At 61.3% G+C, this 19882-nt stretch carries 19 protein-coding genes; 4 read left to right on the top strand and 15 right to left on the bottom strand.

From position 1 onward, the window contains the following. Positions 1–65: 65 nt before the first annotated feature. The 7 genes from ACODR6_RS22175 to ACODR6_RS22145 form a co-directional block, all read right to left on the bottom strand. Positions 66–1199, bottom strand: coding sequence for a Gfo/Idh/MocA family protein (locus tag ACODR6_RS22175; RefSeq protein ID WP_130278114.1), 1134 nt, complete (start codon positions 1197–1199; stop codon positions 66–68). Positions 1200–1207: 8 nt separating this feature from the next. Continuing rightward, a complete protein-coding gene (locus tag ACODR6_RS22170) occupies positions 1208–1969 on the bottom strand; it encodes a sugar phosphate isomerase/epimerase family protein (RefSeq protein WP_199629076.1) in 762 nt (253 codons plus the stop codon). 36 nt (positions 1970–2005) lie between these two features. Then, the gene (locus ACODR6_RS22165) at positions 2006–4471 is read right to left on the bottom strand and encodes a beta-mannosidase (protein ID WP_489024516.1); all 2466 of its coding nucleotides are present in this window, start codon (positions 4469–4471) and stop codon (positions 2006–2008) included. Positions 4472–4591: 120 nt separating this feature from the next. Beyond that, positions 4592–5677, bottom strand: coding sequence for an ABC transporter ATP-binding protein (locus ACODR6_RS22160; protein ID WP_489024514.1), 1086 nt, complete (start codon positions 5675–5677; stop codon positions 4592–4594). A 2-nt stretch (positions 5678–5679) separates the two neighbouring features. After that, positions 5680–6624 carry a carbohydrate ABC transporter permease gene (locus ACODR6_RS22155; RefSeq protein WP_130278110.1) on the bottom strand — a complete coding sequence of 315 codons (945 nt, stop codon included), beginning with the start codon at positions 6622–6624 and terminating at the stop codon, positions 5680–5682. Continuing rightward, positions 6617–7522, bottom strand: coding sequence for a carbohydrate ABC transporter permease (locus ACODR6_RS22150; RefSeq protein WP_130278109.1), 906 nt, complete (start codon positions 7520–7522; stop codon positions 6617–6619). Before ACODR6_RS22150 ends, ACODR6_RS22155 begins: the two co-directional genes overlap by 8 nt. Before the next feature lie 207 nt (positions 7523–7729). Further along, entirely contained in the window at positions 7730–8965 is a 1236-nt protein-coding gene (locus ACODR6_RS22145; RefSeq protein WP_130278108.1) for an ABC transporter substrate-binding protein, read from the bottom strand. Between the two features lie 456 nt (positions 8966–9421). Between ACODR6_RS22145 and ACODR6_RS22140 the strand changes: the two genes are divergently transcribed. Next, the gene (locus ACODR6_RS22140) at positions 9422–10462 is read left to right on the top strand and encodes a LacI family transcriptional regulator (protein WP_489024511.1); all 1041 of its coding nucleotides are present in this window, start codon (positions 9422–9424) and stop codon (positions 10460–10462) included. Between the two features lie 114 nt (positions 10463–10576). Here the strand turns inward: ACODR6_RS22140 and gndA are convergent, their stop codons facing one another. Next, positions 10577–12007: an NADP-dependent phosphogluconate dehydrogenase gene (gene gndA / locus ACODR6_RS22135; RefSeq protein ID WP_130278106.1), complete on the bottom strand. Its 1431-nt coding sequence runs from the start codon at positions 12005–12007 to the stop codon at positions 10577–10579. A gap of 186 nt (positions 12008–12193) precedes the next feature. Here gndA and ACODR6_RS22130 point away from each other — a divergent pair, with 186 nt between their 5' ends. The 3 genes from ACODR6_RS22130 to ACODR6_RS22120 are packed head-to-tail and all read left to right on the top strand — an operon-like array spanning position 12194 to position 13542. Then, complete coding sequence (locus ACODR6_RS22130) at positions 12194–12592, top strand: SRPBCC family protein (RefSeq protein ID WP_489024509.1); 399 nt, start codon at positions 12194–12196, stop codon at positions 12590–12592. Next, a complete protein-coding gene (locus tag ACODR6_RS22125; protein WP_130278105.1) occupies positions 12593–12946 on the top strand; it encodes a VOC family protein in 354 nt (117 codons plus the stop codon). A gap of 2 nt (positions 12947–12948) precedes the next feature. Beyond that, the gene (locus ACODR6_RS22120; RefSeq protein ID WP_489024507.1) at positions 12949–13542 is read left to right on the top strand and encodes a YdeI/OmpD-associated family protein; all 594 of its coding nucleotides are present in this window, start codon (positions 12949–12951) and stop codon (positions 13540–13542) included. 9 nt (positions 13543–13551) lie between these two features. On the opposite strand, the gene ACODR6_RS22115 is transcribed toward ACODR6_RS22120, so the two are convergent. From ACODR6_RS22115 to ACODR6_RS22085, 7 genes are all read right to left on the bottom strand, one after another. Then, complete coding sequence (locus ACODR6_RS22115; RefSeq protein ID WP_112715189.1) at positions 13552–14259, bottom strand: PAS domain-containing protein; 708 nt, start codon at positions 14257–14259, stop codon at positions 13552–13554. A gap of 186 nt (positions 14260–14445) precedes the next feature. Further along, a complete protein-coding gene (locus tag ACODR6_RS22110) occupies positions 14446–15381 on the bottom strand; it encodes a lipid A biosynthesis lauroyl acyltransferase (protein WP_489024504.1) in 936 nt (311 codons plus the stop codon). A 4-nt stretch (positions 15382–15385) separates the two neighbouring features. Beyond that, positions 15386–16414 carry a zinc-binding dehydrogenase gene (locus tag ACODR6_RS22105; protein ID WP_112715193.1) on the bottom strand — a complete coding sequence of 343 codons (1029 nt, stop codon included), beginning with the start codon at positions 16412–16414 and terminating at the stop codon, positions 15386–15388. A 54-nt stretch (positions 16415–16468) separates the two neighbouring features. After that, complete coding sequence (locus ACODR6_RS22100) at positions 16469–17755, bottom strand: beta-ketoacyl-ACP synthase (RefSeq protein WP_112715195.1); 1287 nt, start codon at positions 17753–17755, stop codon at positions 16469–16471. 11 nt (positions 17756–17766) lie between these two features. Next, complete coding sequence (locus ACODR6_RS22095) at positions 17767–18972, bottom strand: beta-ketoacyl-ACP synthase (RefSeq protein ID WP_489024501.1); 1206 nt, start codon at positions 18970–18972, stop codon at positions 17767–17769. After that, positions 18969–19451 carry a 3-hydroxyacyl-ACP dehydratase FabZ family protein gene (locus tag ACODR6_RS22090; protein WP_112715199.1) on the bottom strand — a complete coding sequence of 161 codons (483 nt, stop codon included), beginning with the start codon at positions 19449–19451 and terminating at the stop codon, positions 18969–18971. Before ACODR6_RS22090 ends, ACODR6_RS22095 begins: the two co-directional genes overlap by 4 nt. Before the next feature lie 115 nt (positions 19452–19566). Then, entirely contained in the window at positions 19567–19845 is a 279-nt protein-coding gene (locus ACODR6_RS22085) for an acyl carrier protein (protein WP_027513277.1), read from the bottom strand. Positions 19846–19882 lie beyond the last annotated feature (37 nt).

Raw genomic sequence — 19882 nt, 5'->3', positions numbered from 1 at the left:
ATCGCGCGGGCAGTTTGCCCGCGCGGGACAATAGTCGTTTGAAGCCTCACTTCAAGAGCGGGCGATTACCGAAGCAGCGCCTGCGCCTCTTCGATGCCGAGAGCGGCCGGCTGCGTGCAGGTCGTCGTCAGCTCGATGAAGCGGCCCTCTTCGCCCGACTTCAGGATCGAGGTCATTACATCGACGCCGTGCAGCGTGCGGTCGAGCGAGCAGCGCGCGTCACGCCCCTCGATGATCGCCATCGCCATGTCGGCGAGACCGGCCGTGCGGTAGTTGGCGCGCGGTCCCTGCGGGCTCTCCTGGTTGAAGATGCCGAAGGGATGATCCCAGCCCTCGACCGGCTTGATGTCCTTGTCCTTGCCGCTCGCCTCGACCACGCCGCCAAAGAAGTTCGGATCCGGCACATAGATCGAGCCTTCGGTGCCGTAGAGCTCCATATTGGCGTGGCGGTGAGACCAGACGTCCCAGCTTGCCGTCAGCGTCACGGTCGCGCCGCTGACGAATTCGAGGATTGCCTGGATCGTCGTCGGCGTCTTCACCGGGATCACTTCGCCGTTGCGCGGCGCACTGGTGATCGTGCGGGTTTCCGATGCCATCGAGGTCATGGCGCCGACGCGCTTCACCGGGCCGATCAGATTGATCAGGTTGGCGATATAGTACGGACCGAGATCGAGGATCGGGCCGCCGCCCGGCAGGAAGAAGAAGTCCGGGTTCGGATGCCACATTTCCATGCCCGGGCTCATGACGTAGCAGGCGCCCGAGGTGATGCGGCCGACGCCGCCTTCATCGATAAACTTGCGGGCGAGCTGGTGCGCGCCGCCGAGGAAGGTGTCGGGCGCGCAGCCGACGGAAAGGTTCTTTTCCTTGGCAATGCGGCGAAGCTCCTCGCCCTGCTCCAGCGTCAGAACCAGCGGCTTTTCCGAATAGACGTGCTTGCCCGCCTCGAGGATCGACTTCGAGACCGGGAAATGCGCGTCCGGGATCGTCAGGTTGACGACGACGTCGATCTCATCGTTTTTGAGGAGCTCCTCGATCGTCTGCGCCTTGACGCCGTATTCCGCGGCGCGCGCTTCGGCCGCCTGCATGTTGATGTCGGCGCAGGCAAGGACCTTCAGGCCCTTGAACAGCGGCGACAGGGAGAAATAGGTGGTGGAGATGTTGCCGCATCCGATGATGCCGACGCCAAGTTCCTTGGTCATGATATGCCTCAATAGGTCTTGAAGGATGCGATCGAGCGGGTGATCAGGCGGTCGACGTCAGCAGGATTGTCATGCTCGACGACGAAATGCTTGGCCTTGGTGCCCTTCAGCGCGGCGATCAGCTTTGCCCAGGGCAGCGTGCCATGGCCGACATCGGCCCAGCCATCCTCGTTCTTGTTCTCGCCGGCGGGCGCAATGTCCTTGACGTGCACCGACGTGATGCGCGAACCGAGCTTCTCGATCCAGGCGAAGGGATCGGCGCCGCCACGGACGACCCAGGCGATATCGGCTTCCCAGGAAATATCCGGCGCGCCTTCGAAGATGCGCTCGATCGGCAGCGAACCGTCGGCGAGCTTCACGAATTCGAAGTCGTGATTGTGCCAGCCGAACTCGTATCCGGCATCCTTGAAGGGCTTTGCCATCTCATGCAGGCGCTTGCCGAATGCCAGCCAGCCGGCGCCATCCGTCGGGCGCTGATCGGCGGCCAGATGCGGGGCATAGATCGAATCCATGCCGAGCAGCTTGGCAATGTTGAGCGACTTCTTGACTTCACCATCCAGGAAATCCGGGCTGAAATGGCCGCTCGCCATCGTGAGGCCGTTCTTGTCCAGTTCGCCGCGCAGGCTGTTCAGTCCGGCATCGTCAAGATCGGCATAGATGCCGCCGAAGCCTTCGACTTCGCCGTAGCCGGCCTTGCCGAGCTTTTCGAAGATCGCCGAATAGGGCTGGAAGTTGCGCGCGCTATAGAGCTGAAAGCTGAGTTTCGTCATCATTTCCTCCTCGGGCCTCGTGCCCATCTTTCAAATTCATTCTGCCGACTGGCAGGAATGCAGGTCGTAGAAACGGAAGTCCGGCAGCTTGCCCTTTTCGAGCGCCTTGGCCGGGGTGAAGGTGATGCGGCGAGTTTCACCGGCCGCGAGATCGAAGGCGTTGTCGGAATATTTCCCGTCCTCGTCCGTCTCGATCATCACGAAAAGCGCCAGTCCCCTCGCGGTGACATTGAGGCAGACCGAGCCGTCCTCCTCGACATATTCATGCGTCACCTGCAGACCGGCGGGTTCGAGCTCCAGCGCCTTGTAGGTGCCGTGGACATAGTGCCCCTCGCCGCCCATGCCGTTCGAAGCCGTGAAACGCCAGGCAAGCAGCGTCCCCTCGGGGATATCCGAGATATCGATCGAGGCGGCGGTCACCGCGGCATCCGGAGAGCAGACAGCCTGAACATCCCGCAGATGCTGACGCTCGCCCTTCATCGTCAGGATCGAGATCGACAGATCGACGCTGACTTCATCCAGCGTATCGTTGACCAGCGAGAAGCGGATCGACTTGCCGTCATCGGCAGGAATGGCGGCGACGGCTACTGGCTGGAAGAAGCGCTTGACCAGATAGTGCATCGCCTTCCAGCGGCCGCCGTAATCGAGGCTCGACCAGGAGGCCACCGGCCAGGTGTCGTTCAGCTGCCAGTAGATCGTGCCCATGCAATGCGGCTTCAGCGACCGCCAGTATTCCACAGCCGTCTTGATCGCCAGGCCCTGCTGGATCTGGCTGAGATAGACGAAATTCGGGAAATCCTTGGGGAAGCGGAAATAGCGGAACATCGTGCCGGCGATGCGCTCGTTGCCGCCGGCATTTTTCTGGTGCAGCTCCATGACTGGAGATGCGACATTCATGTCCTTGGCGTCGGCATAGGTCTTGATGACGGGCAGCGACGTATAGGACTGGAAGCCGAATTCCGAGCAGAAGCGCGGCCGCACCGTGCGGTAATTGTCGAACGACTTGTTCTCGTGCCAGACCGACCAGTAATGCATGTCGCCGGAACCGTCAGCATGCCAGGCATCGCCGAAATCGAGATAGCCGGAAGCCGGGCTCGACGGCCACCAGATGGCGCCGGGCGCCGCCTTCTTCATCGCCAGCTCGATCACCCGGTTCAGGCGGTCGTAGGAAACAAGATAGCGGTCGCGGTCCTTGCGCGACTCCTCGAACCAGGTGAGCGCCCCGACCAGCTCGTTGTCGCCGCACCAGATGGCGATCGACGGATGCGAGGAGAGCCGCTTGACCTGATAGTCCACCTCGAGCGCAACGCTATCGAGGAAGTCGTCGGTCGAGGGATAGAGGTTGCAGGCGAACATGAAGTCCTGCCAGACCATCAGGCCGAGCCGGTCGCACAGATCGTAGAAGTAATCCTGCTCGTAGAACCCGCCGCCCCACACGCGGATCATGTTCATGTTGGCGGCCTTCGCCGATTGCAGCAGGTCCTCGGTCTTCTCGGGCGACGACAGCGAATAGAGCGCGTCGGCCGGGATCCAGTTGGCGCCGCGGCAGAAGATCTCGCGGCCGTTGACCTTGAACGCAAACCGGCTGCCGGCGGCATCCGGCGTGGTGATCAGCTCGACGGTCCTGAGACCGATCTGCTTGCTGGCGCTATCGGCAGGAAGCTCGACCTTCAACGTGTAGAGCGCCTGCTCGCCGCTGCCCGAAGGCCACCAGAGCTTCGGCTTGTCGATCTGGAAGAACTGATTGATGACGGTCTCGCCGCCATTGACGCCGACATCGAGGCGCACCCGCTCGCCGTCGAGCTCGAAATGCACAGGCACGATGCCCGGGTCCTTCGAATAGAGCGTAGCGGTCACCTGCAGCTCGACGCTGCCGTCGAGATTATGCGTCTGGCGCGTGGTCACATGCTCGATGCGGGCCGTTTCCAGCTTCTTCAGCGCGACCGTGCCGTAGAGACCGAGCGGCGCCAGCGCGATATTCCAGTCCCAGCCGAAATGGCACTGCGGCTTGCGCAGCATGTTGCCGTTCGGGATCGGCGAGTTGCCGGTCGAATAGGGAATGTAGAAAGGCTGCCTACCCTGCCGGTCGGCACCTTCCGCGATGCTCGACTTGAAGACGATGCGCACCGTGTTGTCGCCGGCCTTCAGCATCGAGGTCACGTCAGGACGGTAGCGGCGGAAGGCGTTATCGGCCGAAAGCGCCAGGAAGCCGTTCACATAGACCGAGGCGACCGTATCGAGATAATCGATATCGAGATACCAGTCGCCCTCGGTCTCCTTGAGCTTGAAGCTGCGCTCGATCGTCCATTCCTGATGAGCGACCCACTGGATCTTCTCTTCGTTCCGGCCGAAATAAGGATCCGGAATGAGGTTGGCGGCATGCAGCGCGGTGTGCACGTCGCCCGGAATATTGATCGTGGTTTTGACCTCGCCATCGGCGGAGGCAAGGTGCCAGCTGCCCGAGAGGTCGATGGGGGAACCGTTCTTCGGCAAGGACGTCATGGTATGTTTCCGATCAGGCCGCCTTGGGAAGACCGATACCGGTCCGCGGCCAAACTTGGACGGCCTTTCGGCCGCTATTGAGGATAAGGCGGAGCTTACGCCCCGCCCCTATTGCGTTTGTCAGATCCGGTCCTCGGTCTCGGCATCGAAAACCGACGCGAGCGAGGTGTCGAAGCCGAGCTTGACCGGCGTGCCGGGGCTGAAGCGGCGCGCGCCGTTGATGCGTACCGACATCGTATGTCCGGCATGTTTCAGCCAGAGCAGATTGTCGGCGCCCATCGGCTCCTCGACGTCGACCGTCGCTTCATGAACTTCGGCACCGAGCTCCTCGTTGACCTTGATATGCTCGGGACGGACGCCGAGCACCACCTTTCGGCCGGGCTGCAGCGGCTCGGAAGCCTGGTATCCCTCCAGCGAGAAGGTCACGCCGTTTGCCACGAAGGCAGGCTTGCCGTTCGCAGTTGCCAGTTCGCCGCGCAGGAAGTTCATCGACGGCGAGCCGATGAAACCGGCGACGAAGAGATTGCGCGGCTTGTTGTAGATCGTCGTCGGATCGGCGAGCTGCTGGATGATGCCGCTCTTCATGATGGCGATACGATCGGCCAGCGTCAGCGCCTCGATCTGGTCGTGCGTGACATAGATCATCGTGTTCTTCAGCGACTGGTGCAGACGCTTGATCTCGACGCGCAGCTCCGAGCGCAGCTTGGCGTCCAGGTTCGACAGCGGCTCGTCGAAGAGGAACACGTCGACATCGCGCACCAGGGCGCGGCCGATCGCGACGCGCTGGCGCTGGCCGCCCGAAAGCTCGGCCGGCTTGCGCTTCAGGAGCGGCTGGATCTGCAGGATCTCGGCAGCCCGGGCGACGCGCTTGTCGATCTCCGCCTGAGGAACCTTGGCGACCTGCAGGCCGAAGGACAGGTTCTTCTCGACCGTCATCTGCGGATAAAGCGCGTAGGACTGGAACACCATGCCGATGCCGCGGTCCTTGGGCTCTTCCCAGGTGACGTTCTTGCCCTTGATGAAGATCTGCCCCGCCGATGCATCGAGAAGACCGGCAATGCAGTTCAGGAGCGTGGACTTGCCGCAGCCGGACGAACCGAGCAGGACCAGGAACTCGCCGTCGTTGATTTCGAGGTTCAGGTCCTTGAGAACGCTGACCGCACCGAAACTCAGCGACAGATCTTTGATGGAAACGCTTGTGTTCATGATCAACCTTTCACTGCGCCAGCGGCGATACCGCGGACGAAGAGACGTCCGGACACGAAGTAGACGATAAGCGGCACGAGACCGGTGAGGATCGTCGCGGCCATGTTGACGTTATATTCCTTCACGCCCTGGACCGAATTGACGATGTTGTTGAGCTGCACGGTCATCGGATAGGTATCCGGGCGGGTGAAGACAACGCCGAACAGGAAGTCGTTCCAGATGCCGGTAACCTGCAGGATCATCGCAACGACGAAGATCGGCAGCGACATCGGCAGCATGATCCGGAAGAAGATCTGCCAGAATCCTGCACCGTCGATACGCGCCGCCTTGAAGAGTTCTTCGGGAAGCGAGGCGAAGTAGTTGCGGAACAGCAGCGTCAGGATCGGCATGCCGAAGATCGAATGCACGATGATCAGACCGGTCAGCGTCCCATAGATGCCGATTTCACGCAGCACGATAACGATCGGATAGATCATCACCTGGTAGGGAATGAACGCGCCGACGACGAGGACCGCGAAGAAGAACTCCGAGCCTTTGAAGCGCCAGTTGGCAAGCGCATAGCCATTCACCGAAGCGATCGCGATCGACACGACGACCGAGGGAACGGTGATGCGCACCGAATTCCAGAAGCCGCGTGACAGGCCATCGCAATTGAGGCCGGTGCAGGCCGTCGCCCATGCCTTCACCCACGGCTCGAAGGTGATTTCCATCGGCGGCGAGAAGATATTGCCCATGCGGATTTCAGGCATGCCCTTCAGCGAGGTCACGACCATCACGTAGAGCGGCAGCAGGTAATAGGCGGCGGCGACGAACAGCGTGCCGTAGAGCATGATGTTGCGCGCCGAAAGAACAGGCTTCGGCCGCGGGCCGCTCGGGCCCGAACCAAGCTTGGAGGCGACGGCGTCGATGCCGGCCGCGGTGGTGTTGAGGGTTCCGGTATTAGCCACGCTTGCGCCCTCCGCCGAATTCCAGATAAGCCCAGGGAATGATGATGATGGCGACGGTGATCAGCATCATCGTCGAGGCCGCAAAGCCCTGCCCGAGGTTCTGCGCCTGGAACATGTAGTCATAGACATATTTGGCAGGCACTTCGGACGAGATGCCCGGACCGCCTGAAGTCTGAGCCACGACGAGGTCGTAGACCTTGACGATACCGCTGGCGATGATGACCAGCGTGGTGATGAAAACCGGGCGCATCATCGGGATGACGATGAAAAGATAGGTCTTCCACATCGGAATGCCGTCGACACGCGCCGCCTTCCAGATGTCCTCATCGATGCCGCGCAGACCGGCAAGCATCAGGCACATGACGAGGCCGGTCCCCTGCCAGAGAGCGGCGATCAGCACGCCGTAGATGACGATGCTCGGCGTATAGAGCGGATCGAAGGTGAAGCTCGTCCATCCGAGCGACCGGATCACCGACTGAACGCCGAATTCCGGATTGAGCACCCATTGCCACACGAGACCGGTGACGATGAAGGACAGAGCGAAGGGATAAAGGAAGATCGTACGGAACGTGTTTTCGAACCGGATCTTCTGATCCATCAGCGCGGCCAGCACGAAGCCGATCACCAGGCTGAAGATCAGCGACAGGATGCCGTAAAGGGCAAGGTTTTCGATCGAAACGATCCAGCGCGGTGCAGCCCAGAGGCGCTTGTACTGGTCGAAACCGACGAAGCTCAACCGAGGCAGGAGCTTCGAATTGGTAAAGGAATAGAACACCGTCCAGAGCGTACCGCCGAGAAAGATGACCAGGGCGGTAAGGATCATCGGGATGGAAGCAATCTTTGAATTGAGATTGCGCAATAGTTGGTTTGGCCGGCCTGCTTGCGCTTGACCCGTCATTGTGACTCCTCCTGAATCGCAATTGCGTCTTGTGATCCAGAGCGGCACCGCTTGCACGCCGCCCTCCTTATTTTCGTCGCCTCCCCTCACCATTCCGCACAGACGCATGGCGCTGCCGGGATGGAGCCGGACGCAGGATCAAACCCCGCATTCCGGAACGATCCGGCCCCACGCGGGAGCCGGATCGCCTCAGCGATCGGAAAACGATCAGTCGGCGGAAGAGATGATTTCAGCGAAGCGCTTCTGGGCGTCTTCCGGCGTCATCGACGGGTTCGCGAAGAATTCCGAGAACAGGTCTTCCTTCTGCTTCTGGCTGTCGGCCGAGAGCAGCTGGTCGGTACCTTCGATCACGTTACCCTTCTTGAGGATTTCCAGACCCTTCTTCATGCAGTCGTTGGCAGCAGCCAGATCGACGTCGCCACGAACCGGCAGCGAGCCCTTCTTCAGGTTGAAGGCAACCTGGGTCTTGGGGTCGAGAAGCGTCTTGGCGAGAACGTCCTGCGCCTTCGACTTTTCTGCGTCCTTCAGCAGCGGGAAGTAGAAAGCATCACCACCGGTGGAGATGATTTCGTTGACGCCGAGGCCCGGAAGGCAGGTGTAGTCGGTTCCGGCCTTCTGGCCGGCAAGCGCGAACTCGCCCTGCGCCCAGTCACCCATGATCTGACCGCCGGCCTTGCCGGTGATGACCATGTTGGTTGCCTGGTTCCAATCCTGAACGTTCGTACCCTTCGACATGCGGCGGGCATCGTCGGCAGCCTTGAAGACCTTCGCGACTTCGGGACCGGCAGCAGCTTCTGCGTCCTTGTCCTTGAACACCTTGTAGAAGGTATCCTTGCCGGCGATTGCGACCATCAGCACGTCGAACGCGCCGGTAGCCTGCCACGGCTGACCGCCGACGGCGAGCGGCACGATGCCGGCCTTTTCGAGAGCCGGAGCGGCAGCGACGAATTCATCCCAATTCTTCGGCACTTCGACGCCGGCCTTCTTGAAGGCAGCGTTGGAGAGCCACAGCCACTGCCAGGAGTGGATGTTGACGGGCGCGCAGTAGATCTTGCCGTCGATCGTGCAAGAATCGAGCAGGCTCGACGGACGGATGATGTCCTTCCAGTGCTCCGCGGTGGCGACATCGGTCAGGTCGCGCATCAGGCCGGCCTGGACGAGTTCTTCAGCCTGGCGTCCATGATTGAACTGCGTGGCGCCCATCGGGTCGCCGCCGGTGATGCGGCTGATCATGATCGGACGCGCGGTACCGCCGGAACCGGCAATAGCGCCGTCGACCCACTTGTTGCCAGTGGCGTCGAATGCCTTGGCGAGCTCGGCGACGGCAGCAGCTTCACCGCCCGAGGTCCACCAATGGGTGACTTCGAGATCGGTTGCCTGGGCTGCGCCAAGCGGAATGATGACGGAAGCGGCGAGCATTGCCGCGAACGAACGGATATTCATGAGTTCTCCTCCCTCACTGAAACGTTGCCGGAAAAACTTAGTGCAATCGATTTTTTGGCGCAACAGCCGGCTCGTAAAATTTTCTTTCAGCCACCCTTTTGCTACCAATGCCTGTCCATAATTCACAAATCGGACAAGGATGGCGCAATACTGTGCGGTCAATGCCGCACTGCACTTCTGAGACTACGATGCTGTTTTAACATTACAATTATCAAGGCATGTCGAAAATTACAACGAAACACGCTTCGCAGGCGCAAAAAAACTGTGCGATTTTAGACGATTCAACCTATGCGTCTATTGCTGCGGCGCAAACATCAAAAAGTGCTCGACTTTTCTACTGTATCGTTACAGATTTTATTTCTCAGGGAGGAGACGCTTTTGGATGCCGCGGCGCTTACGGCGTTTCGAAAAAGCATCTATAAGCAGACGCAATTCGCGTGAGGGTACCTTAGGCCTATGGAAAGCAAGGGAAATTTCGGGGGAACGGCGGCGGCCGTCCAACGCGAGCGTCCGACGCTCAAGACGATCGCTTTCATGACCGGTCTCGGCATTACCACCGTTTCACGCGCCTTGAAGGACGCGCCGGATATCGGCGCCGAAACCAAGGAGCGGGTGCGCATGGTGGCGCGCCAGCTGGGCTACCAGCCGAACCGTGCCGGCGTGCGCCTGCGCACCGGCAAGACCAATGTCATCGCCCTCGTCCTGTCGATCGACGAAGAGATCATGGGCTTTTCGAGCCAGATGGTGTTCGGCATTTCTGAAGTGCTGACGGGTACGCCCTACCATATCGTCGTCACCCCGCATTCGCACAGCAAGGACCCGATGATGCCGGTCCGCTATATCCTCGACACGGGATCGGCCGACGGCGTCATCATCTCGCGCATCGAGCCTGACGATCCGCGCGTGCGGCTGCTTGCCGAGCAGAACATCCCCTTCGCCACCCACGGCCGCACCGATGCCGGGCTGGTGCATCCCTATCACGACTTCGACAACGAGGCTTTCGCCCACCAGGCGGTGCAACGTCTCGTCGATCGCGGACGCCGGCATATCGCCCTGCTCCAGCCGCCGAGCAAGCTCACCTACTACGCCCATACCCGCATCGGCTTCCAGACCGGCCTGCACGATTACGGCGCCGAGGAAGTGCCGCTGCGCGTCAACATCGATGCGCCGCTCGACGAGATCAGGAATACCATTGAGGCGATGATGCGCTCGCCGAATGCTCCCGATGGCATCGTCTGTTCCGCCGGCAGCGCCGCTATCGCGGTGAACGCCGGCATCGAGGCTGCCGGCAAGCGCCTCGGCAAGGATGTCGATATGGTCTCGAAGGAATCCGCCCCGATCCTCAACTGGATCCGGCCCGAAATCATCACCGCCTACGAAGACGTCCGCCACGCCGGCCGCGAAATGGCCAAAGCCGTCATCGCCCGCATCGACGGCATCGAACCGGAGCTGCTGCAGAGCGTCAGCAAGCCGTTCTGGGCGGATGGGCGGGGCTGAGCCCCTCTCCCTGCCTCATTCTTGCGCTCGTCTCAGGAGTAAGGGCGAAGAGAGGCAAAGGCCCAAACAAAAAAGCCCGGCAATGCCGGGCTTTTCTTACTCCTTAAAGCAAGCTCAGAAGGTCGCCGCACCGCTGCCCCAGGGGCCGTGGTGGAAGTCCTTGCCGTCGAGGCGGTCGAAGCCGTGGGCGCCGAAGAAGTCGCGCTGCGCCTGGATCAGGTTGGCAGTGCCTCGGCCCTGGCGGTAGGCGTCGAAATAGGTCAGCGCCGAGGTCAGCGCCGGAACCGGCAGGCCGGCCTGCAGGGCGGCGGTAACGACGCGGCGGAGTGCCGGGATCGATTCCTTGACCATTTCCGAGAAGGCAGGCGTGACGATCAGGTTGGCCGCGTCAGGCGCCTTGGTGAAGGCCGAGGTGATCTCGTCGAGGAACTGCGAGCGGATGATGCAGCCGTCGCGCCAGATCTTGGCGATCGTCGGCATCGGCAGCGACCAGTTGAACTCGCGGGATGCTTCGGCCATGACGGCGAAGCCCTGCGCATAGGCGCCGATCTTGGCGGCGAACAGCGCCAGTTCCAGATCCTTGTCGAGCTCGGGGCCGTAAGCGATCGGGAACTTGTAGTCCGGCTTGCCGAAGATCTTCTCGGCAGCTTCGCGCTGATCCTTCATCGAGGAGATCGAGCGGGCAGCAACGGCGGCTTCGATGGCGGTCGCCGGGATGCCCATGTTCTGCGCTTCGATCGCCGACCACTTGCCGGTGCCCTTCTGGCCAGCCTTGTCGAGGATCATGTCGACCATCGAGCCCTTGGAGATCGGGTCGGTGGCGGCCAGCACCTTCTCGGAGATCTCGATCAGGTAGGAGTTCAGGCGGCCCTTGTTCCACTGGCCGAAGATCTTGCTGATCTCCTGCGAGTTCTTGCCGAGACCATCGCGGAAGATGCCGTAGATTTCGGCGATCATCTGCATGTCGGCATATTCGATGCCGTTGTGAATCGTCTTGACGAAGTGACCGGCGCCGTCATTGCCGAGCCAGGCGACGCAGGGGTCGCCCTTGTACTTGGCGGCGATCGAGGTCAGCACCTTCTCGACACGCTTCCAGCTGTCTTCCGTACCGCCGACCATGATCGACGGGCCGTGACGGGCACCTTCTTCGCCGCCGGAAACGCCCATGCCGATGAAGGTCAGGTCGGTATTCTTCAGGCGGTCGAAACGGGCGATCGTGTCGCGGAAATTGGCATTGCCCGCGTCGATCATGATGTCACCCTTGGAGAGGTACGGACGCAGCAGTTCCATCTGCTGGTCGACTGCCTCGCCTGCCTTGATCATGATGATGATCGGGCGCGGCGGGCGGATCGCCTCGACGAATTCCTCGATCGTCTTGCACGGAATGATCTGCTTCTTCAGATCGCCGGCACTCTCGTAGAATTCATCCGTTTTCTCAGGCGTACGGTTGAAAACCGCAATCTTGTTGCCCTTTTCGGCAATGTTCAGCGCCAGGTTGGAACCCATGACGGCAAGGCCGATCAGTCCGATTTCTGCCTTTTCCACGACAATCCTCCGATGAGTCAAATTCGACCGGTGTTTTGGCACTCCCAGCCCGAAACGGCAAGACGGGAAGCGGCCTAAATGGTTCTCCGGAATCGACGTCAGAGCACTGGCGCGATATTGATCGATGGCGCGACGGCCCCATCTGAGGAGATGCGGGGCCGCACTTTGCGCCTATGGGAGGCCATTATGACGACGATGACCGCGAAGATCGTGCATTGCTCGATCGACCGCGACTGGCAGGATGTCTACCATTTTGCCGGAAAGCCCGAAAACATGCCGCTTTGGGCATCTGGCCTGGCAACCGGCCTCGACCGGGATGGCGACGATTGGGTCGCCCGCGGCGTCCTCGGCACTGTCAGGGTCAGTTTCGTGCCGGAAAACCCCTTTGGCATCATCGATCATACCGTAACCATCGAGAGCGGCCTTCGCGTCTACAATGCGCTGCGCATCGTCCCGAACGGCGATGGCTGCGAGGTCATGTTCACGCTATTGAAGCAGCCCCGCATGACCGACGCGCAATTTGCCGCCGACGCCGCCCATGTCGAGAAAGACCTGCACGCGCTCAAGGCATTGATGGAGAAGTAGATGGCTGGAAATCCGACGACCCTGCGTATCGACTATATCGAGTTCAACGTTGCAGATATCGCCGCCTCCAAGGCGTTCTACGGCGCCGCTTTCGGCTGGAGTTTCACCGACTACGGACCGGAATATTGCGAATTCGGCGATGGTCGCCTGACCGGCGGCTTCACGACAATGGGCAAGCCGCAGCCGGGTGGCCCGCTGGTCATTCTCTATGCGGACGATCTCGAAGCATCGCTCACAGCTGTCGAGCGCGCCGGCGGCAAGATCGTCAAGCCGATCACCGCCTTCCCCGGCGGCCGCCGCTTTCATTTCGGCGACCCCGACGGCTACGAGCTTGCGGTCTGGAGCAAGGATTGAGCATGCCTGCAACAGTGACCACCCCCAAGGTCGACGCCTATTTCAGCCGCCGTGACAGCTGGCAGGAAGAATTCACGCGCCTGCGCCGCATCCTCCTCGATACCGGGCTGAGCGAAGACCTGAAATGGGGCGAGCCCTGCTATACGCTCAATGGCGCCAATATCGTGCTGATCCACGGCTTCAAGGACTATTGCGCCCTGCTGTTCTTCAAGGGCGCGCTGATGAGCGATACGGCCGGCGTGCTGATCCAGCAGACCAAGAACGTCCAGGCCGCCCGGCAGATCCGTTTCACCAGCGCCGAGGAGATTTCGGGCATGGAGAATGTGCTGAAAGCCTATGTCGCCGAGGCCGCCGAGATCGAACGCTCCGGCGCCAAGATCGATTTCAAGGGCACGGATGAATTTGCCGTACCGGAGGAGTTTCAGGCAAAAATCGACAGCACGCCTTCGCTGAAGACGGCATTCGAAGCGCTGACACCCGGCCGGCAGCGTGCCTATCTCCTGCACTTCGCCCAGCCGAAACAGGCCAAGACCCGGGAATCCAGGATCGAGAAGGCGATGCCGCAGATCCTCGCCGGCAAGGGTCTCAACGATTGACGCGAGGCTTCAAGCCTTCACCGCCTCAGGCGCGCTGACATTCTCCATCATCACCAGCGCGCCGATCACCCGCCCGCCACTGTCGCGCAGCGGCGACATCCGGCAGCGGATCAGCTTCATGCCTTCGGCCGAAGCGCGCTGGTAGTTATACTCGCGCCGCTCGCCGGCAAAGCAGGCGTCGAAATTCGCCTTGGTCTCGGCAAAGCGGTCCGGCCCGATGAACTCGGCGACATGGCGGCCGATCATGTCGATCGGCTTACGGCCGAGATAGGCGCAGTTCGCCGGGTTCGAATAGAGATAGCGGTAGTCGCGCGTCAGCACCGCGACACGATCCGGCAGCGTCTCGAGGATCGCCGAATTCAGGAAATTGCCGTTGTCCATATTGGGCAAATAGCCCTCCGGCTCCGGCATGCGCTCGGCCGCCTGCGGCAGGCGGCGTTTCACCGGATTGCCGAAATAGCGATCAAGAAGATGCGACAGCGTCGCCGCGTGATTGGTCACCGTTGCGCAGTCGTCGGCATTCTGCTCCAGCAGATAGACCACGAACTGAAGTTGCATGTAGATCTCGAGTACATTCGTAGCTTGATACTTAACTATCGCGTCGATGAGATCGTCGACGCTGCTATCAAGGGTTGAGACTCGACGATCGTCGCCGGCGCGGATCGCGGCATCGATCTGCGCACAACGGGATGAGAATGCCTGCAGCAGTTCCAGCAATATGCCCCCCAATCCCCTGATACATAGGGGAAACCAGCATATGTCAGTTTTCACCGCCAGCCCGTCGATTCTCGATCTGTGCCAACCGGCTACTCGCCTTGGTAGCGAGCATTAACATGAACACCGTTCACATTCAACGAAAACGGCAGTCATATTTTTACATATGAATTTTAGGGGTAAAAAGCGCTAGTTGAGCACTTTTCCTTTGATTTTCCACCTGTCGTGGTACCAGAGCCACTGCTCCGGATACTGCCGGACCCAGGATTCGACCTTGTCGTTCAGCATCTGGGCCATGGCCGTCAGGTCGAGATTGCCCTTTGAGTCGCGCGGGATTTCGAACTTCGGCTCGATCTCCAGACGGTAGCGATTACCTGGCAAGCGGATGCAGCGGGCCGGATAGACCTCGCAATCGAACTGGCGCACGAGCTTCGGCACCAGCGGATTGGTGGTGACGTCGATTCCGAAGAACTTGGTCTTCAGCCCCTTCCGGAACTTCTGGTCGACGAGGACGCCAACGCCCTGCCCTGCTTCGAGCTGACGCGCCAGCGTGAAGGAGGAGCCGGCATGCGACGGCACCAGCTTGCCCATGCGCGCGCTGCGGAAATCGAAGACCTTCTGCGCCACGTAGGGGTTGTTCGGCGGACGAAATAGCACGGTCACGTGCAGACCGAAGGCCGCCCCTGCGACCGGCAGCAGCTCGAAATTGCCGGTATGACCGGTAAAGACGATGAACGGGCGCGGATTGTCGCGCAGATCGAGGAACAGCGGGATCCCCGACACCTCGATGCGGCCCGGCTCGCTGCGCTCCGGGTCGAAGTCGAACAGCCGGTCGAGGAAGACGTACTCGGCTGCCAGCCGGCCCATATTGCCCCAGCTGCCGAGCGCGATCTCTTCGATCTCGGCATCGCTCTTTTCCGGAAAGGCGTTGCGCAGATTGACGAGCATCAGCTTGTGGCGCGGTATACGCGGGCCGATCTTGCGCACCAGCCAGTCTGCAAAGCGGATCGCGCCGTCAGCCGGAAAGATCTTCAGGAAGTTCAGAAACCCGAACATCAGCTGGGCGATCAGCCACTGGCGGAAATGCTCGAGCTTCAGAACGATCCGGGTGATGAAAAGCTTCACAAGATCAGTCCATCTTCAGGATGATCTTGCCGAAGATCTGGCGCGATTCCATGCGCTCCAGCGCCCGGTCGATATCGTCGAAGCCGACTTCCGTATCAATGACGGGATGCACAAGACCGCGGCCCATCTTCTGCATGGCGTCGGCCATGTTTTCCATGCGGCAACCGAACGAGCCGAGCAGCTTCAGCTGCTGCTGGAACAGCATCATCAGGTTCATGTCAGTGGAGACGCCGGAGGTCGAGCCGCAGGTGACGAGACGGCCGCCGCGCTTCATGCAGAGCATCGAGCCAGCCCAGGTGTCCTTGCCGACATGTTCGAAGACGACGTCGACGCCCTTCTTCTTGGTCAGCTTGCGCACGACGCCTTCGAAACGGTCGGTGCGGTAGTTGATGACGTGATCGGCGCCGAGCGCCTTCGCCTTCTCGATCTTGTCGTCGGAACCGACGGTGGTGATCACGGTGCAGCCGATCTTCTTGGCAAGCTGGATGGCCGCCGTGCCGATGCCGGAACCGCCGGCATGGACGAGGATCGTCTCGCCCGGTTCGAGCTTGGCATTGTCGAACAGCATGTGCTCGACGGTACCGAAGGTCACAGGCGCCAGCGCAGCGCCGACAGCATCGACACCGGGAGGTGCCGGGACCAGCAGGCGCGCCGGAAGATTGACCTTCTCCTGCGCGAAGCCATCGAGATGGAAACCGTGGACGCCGGAGACATGTTCGCAGAGATTGTCACGGCCTTCGCGGCACGGGCGGCAGAGGCCGCAGGTGCGCGCGCCATAGATCGATACCAGCTGACCCGGCAGAACATTTGCAACGCCGGGACCGATCGTTTCGACCACGCCCGAGGCTTCCGCACCGATGACGAGCGGCATCTTGCGCTTGGCGAAAGCCATGCCGCGCCAGCCCCAGACGTCGATATGGTTGAGAGCCACGGCTTTCACGCGCAGCGTTACCTCACCGGCACCGGGAGCCTCCGGTTCCGGAAGGTCCACGGTTTCCAGTTTGCGGTCGTCGATCAATTGCAATGCGCGCATGGCAAAACCTCTCGCCTTTCAGGCGTCCTTATCTCTGAATTTTGTCGGAACCGATTAAGCCGGTTCGAGCGCCATGACAAGGCTGGCGTTCTGTCCGCCGAAACCGAAGGAGTTCGACAGCACGGCCGAAACCTGCTGATCGCGCTTCTTGTTCGGCACGACATCGAGAACGATCGCCGGATCCGGGTTGTTGTAGTTGATGGTCGGCGGCAGCGTGCCCGTCAGCATCGTCTGGAACGAGAAGACGGCCTCGACTGCACCGGCAGCCGTCAGCGTATGGCCGATCATCGACTTGTTGGACGACAGCGGAATCGAGGCCATGCGTTCGCCGAAGACTGCAAGCATCGAGCCATATTCCATCTTGTCGTTCTCGGGCGTCGACGTGCCATGGGCGTTGATGTAGCCGATGGCGCTTTCGTCGAGACCGGCATCGGCGAGAGCCGCCCGGATCGTTGCGATCGCCGGGCCGCCGTCAGGCGACGAACGGGTGCGGTGGAAGCTGTCGGCCTTCTCGCCGGCACCCTTCATGATACCGAGAATCTTGGCGCCGCGGGCGATCGCCGATTCCAGCGATTCCAGCACGAGCGTCGCGGCCCCTTCGGCGATGACGAAGCCGTCGCGGTCCTTGCTGAACGGCTTGGAAGCCTTGGTCGGCGGATCGTTCTGGGTCGAGAGAGCCGAAAGCAGCGAGAAACGGATCAGCGCTTCGGCGCTGAGCGACCCGTCGGTCGCAACAGCAAGCGCGCGGTCGGTGCGGCCCTGGCGGATCGCTTCGATGCCGAGCTGGATCGCGGTGGCGCCAGAGGCACAGGCCGTCGACAGCGTCACCGGCAGGCCGCGCGTGCCGAAACGGTCGGCAAGGCGCTCGGAGATCGCGCCGAAAAGGGCCGCCTCATGGAAGGACGCATCGGTGCGCTGGCGCATCGCCGCCAGGAAGCGCTCGTAGGCGTCGCCCGGATGATCGGACGGCGGGGCACGGTCGGCAAGCTCGAAGCGGGCGCTCCACTCCGGCTCGATCGGCGGCGCAGCAAGAAACAGCGGGCCGTTGAAATCGCCGGAAATGTCGGCGTCGGCGAGAGCCTCGATCGTCGTCTCGCGCGCGAAGGCAAAAGAGCGCTCGACGGCGTTCGGCACCGGGATGTCGATGAAATCAACGGTGCCGGCGATCCGGGTCGAAAGCCCCTCGGTCGGGAAACGGGTGATGTTGTGGATACCGGACGTGCCTGAAGTCAGCGCCGACCAGTTATCCTTCAGGCCCTGCCCCAGCGAGGTGATGATGCCCATGCCGGTGACCGCAACGATCGGGCGGCCGAGGTGATCCTTGTAAGCAGCTTCTGTCATGTGAAAACTCCTCACGCTTCCGCGGAAAGAACGGCGACGCCCTCGCCGCGCTGATGACCGACCGTGGTGACGACGGCAACCTTGGCGGCCGCATTCATCGGCTTTTCATGCGCAGCATCGAATGCCGGCACCTTGGCCTTGGCGCCGATGGCCAGGGCCGCGAAAGCAAGGCCGAGACCGAACTGGGCTTCGAGCGTGACGCCGGAAACACCGGAATAGCCGCGAATGGCAGCGTTGGGCAGCTTATTCTCAAGAACGGCCTTTTCGCGGGCCGTGATCTCATGCATGCCGGTCGCGCCTGAGAACACCACCGTGCCCTCGGCAGGAAGCTTCGAGGCCGGCTCCAGCAGACGCTCGAGACGCTTCTCGAAATTGCCGGCAGCGCGATTGCCGCGGTCGCCCTCGATGGAATCGATGGTCGCATAGATATGGGCGCCGCGCGCTTCGGCATGCTTGCGGGATTCGAGCACCAGGAAGGCGCCGCCCGATCCGAAGATCAGACCGCCGCCGGCACCGTCTTCACGCGACCAGAGGGGCGCCCATTCGCCCTGCGCATTGGCACCAATCGCTTCGGTCAGAAGCAGCATGTCTTCGCGCTCGGCGGCAAAGCCGCCGCCGACGAGCGCATGCGTGGATTCGCCGGACTTGATGCGCCAGAAGGCCGTCTCGACGGCGGAAATGCCGGAGGCCTCTTCGCCCATGAAGGTACGCGACGAACCGGTGACCTTGTGGACGATCGAGATATTGCCGGCCATCAGGTTGGACAGCTGCGCCAGGAACAGCGTCGGGCGCAGTTCGGTCGTCAGCTTCTCGTTCAACAGCAGCTCGCGGTCGTTGCGCTTCATGCCCTCGTCGACGATCAGCGTATCGACATTGATGTCGCGCTCGCCGCCGCCGGCCGCCACGATCATGTCCATCGTGCCGCAGGCTTCCGCATCATCCTTGAAACCGGCATCGTCGAGCGCCAGGCCCGCGGTGAAAACGCCGATGCGCTGCCAGTTTTCCATCTGGCGCTGGTCGCCACGCTTGGCGATCTGCTGCGACCAGTCGATCTCCGGCAGCGGATGCACCGGATAGGGCTTGAACTTTTCCGTCTCGACGATGACGGGCGGCGCGCCATTGCCGGTCAGCAACGCGACATGCGCGTCCTTGCCGACGCCCTGACAGGTCAGGATACCGACGCCGGTGATGACGACATCATTCTGAGCCTTGCTCATTCCTTCACTCCCTGCGCTGCGATCGCGTCCATCAGGCCGACTTCGCCAGCACGTTTCTTCACGATATCGCCGAGCGGAACTTCGCTGAAAGGCATGGTGCGCAGCTTCAATTGCGCATCGCAGACCTTTTTGCCGCCGCTGGTAATCTTTGCCTTGGTGACGGCAAATCCGGACCCGTCATGTTCCAGGAACGCCTCGATGTCGAGCACCGCTTCGGGCTCGACGAAAGTGCGCATCTTGGCGCCGTCGACGGACATCAGGAACGGCATGGCGGCGAAATCGGTCGCGGCCAGCACCAGCATGCCCGAGGCCTGCGCCATGGTTTCGATGAGAAGCACGCCCGGAACGAGCGGCATACCAGGAAAATGACCTTCGAAGACGGGGCTCTTTGCAGGCACCACGGAACGCGCCTTGAGCACGCCCTTCTGAAGGTCGACCGCTTCGATGCGGTCAATCATCTGGAAATATTCCAGCAGCATCGGATCCTCCGGCCCGTCGCGAAAAGCCGCGCCGGTTACGCCTAGTTAGGAACAAAACCGCCCGGCCGCTACGGTTTGCAGAGGCAGGGCGGATAAAAAAGACGGCGGTGTTGCTTCAAGCCTTGGCGGCGCGCAGCTCGTCGATCTTTGCACAGAGGTTCTTCAGCACGAAGTATTCTTCGGTGGAAACCTTGCCTTCGTTCACTTCCTGGGTCCACTTTTCGAGCGGAATCTTGATGCCGAATTCCTTGTCGATCGCGAAGACGATGTCGAGGAAATCGAGGCTGTCGATACCGAGGTCGTCGATCGTATGGCTCTCCGGCGTAATCGTCTCGCGGTCGATCTCGCTGGTTTCTGCAATGATGTCGGCAACTTTATCGAATGTAGCGGTCACGCGCTTACCTCTTTGAACAACGAATTTATCCCCCTCA

It is taken from the genome of Rhizobium sp. FG96 (assembly GCF_057808655.1).
Note: the sequence above shows the minus strand (reverse complement) of the source record. Positions and strands in the feature narration are given on the sequence as shown.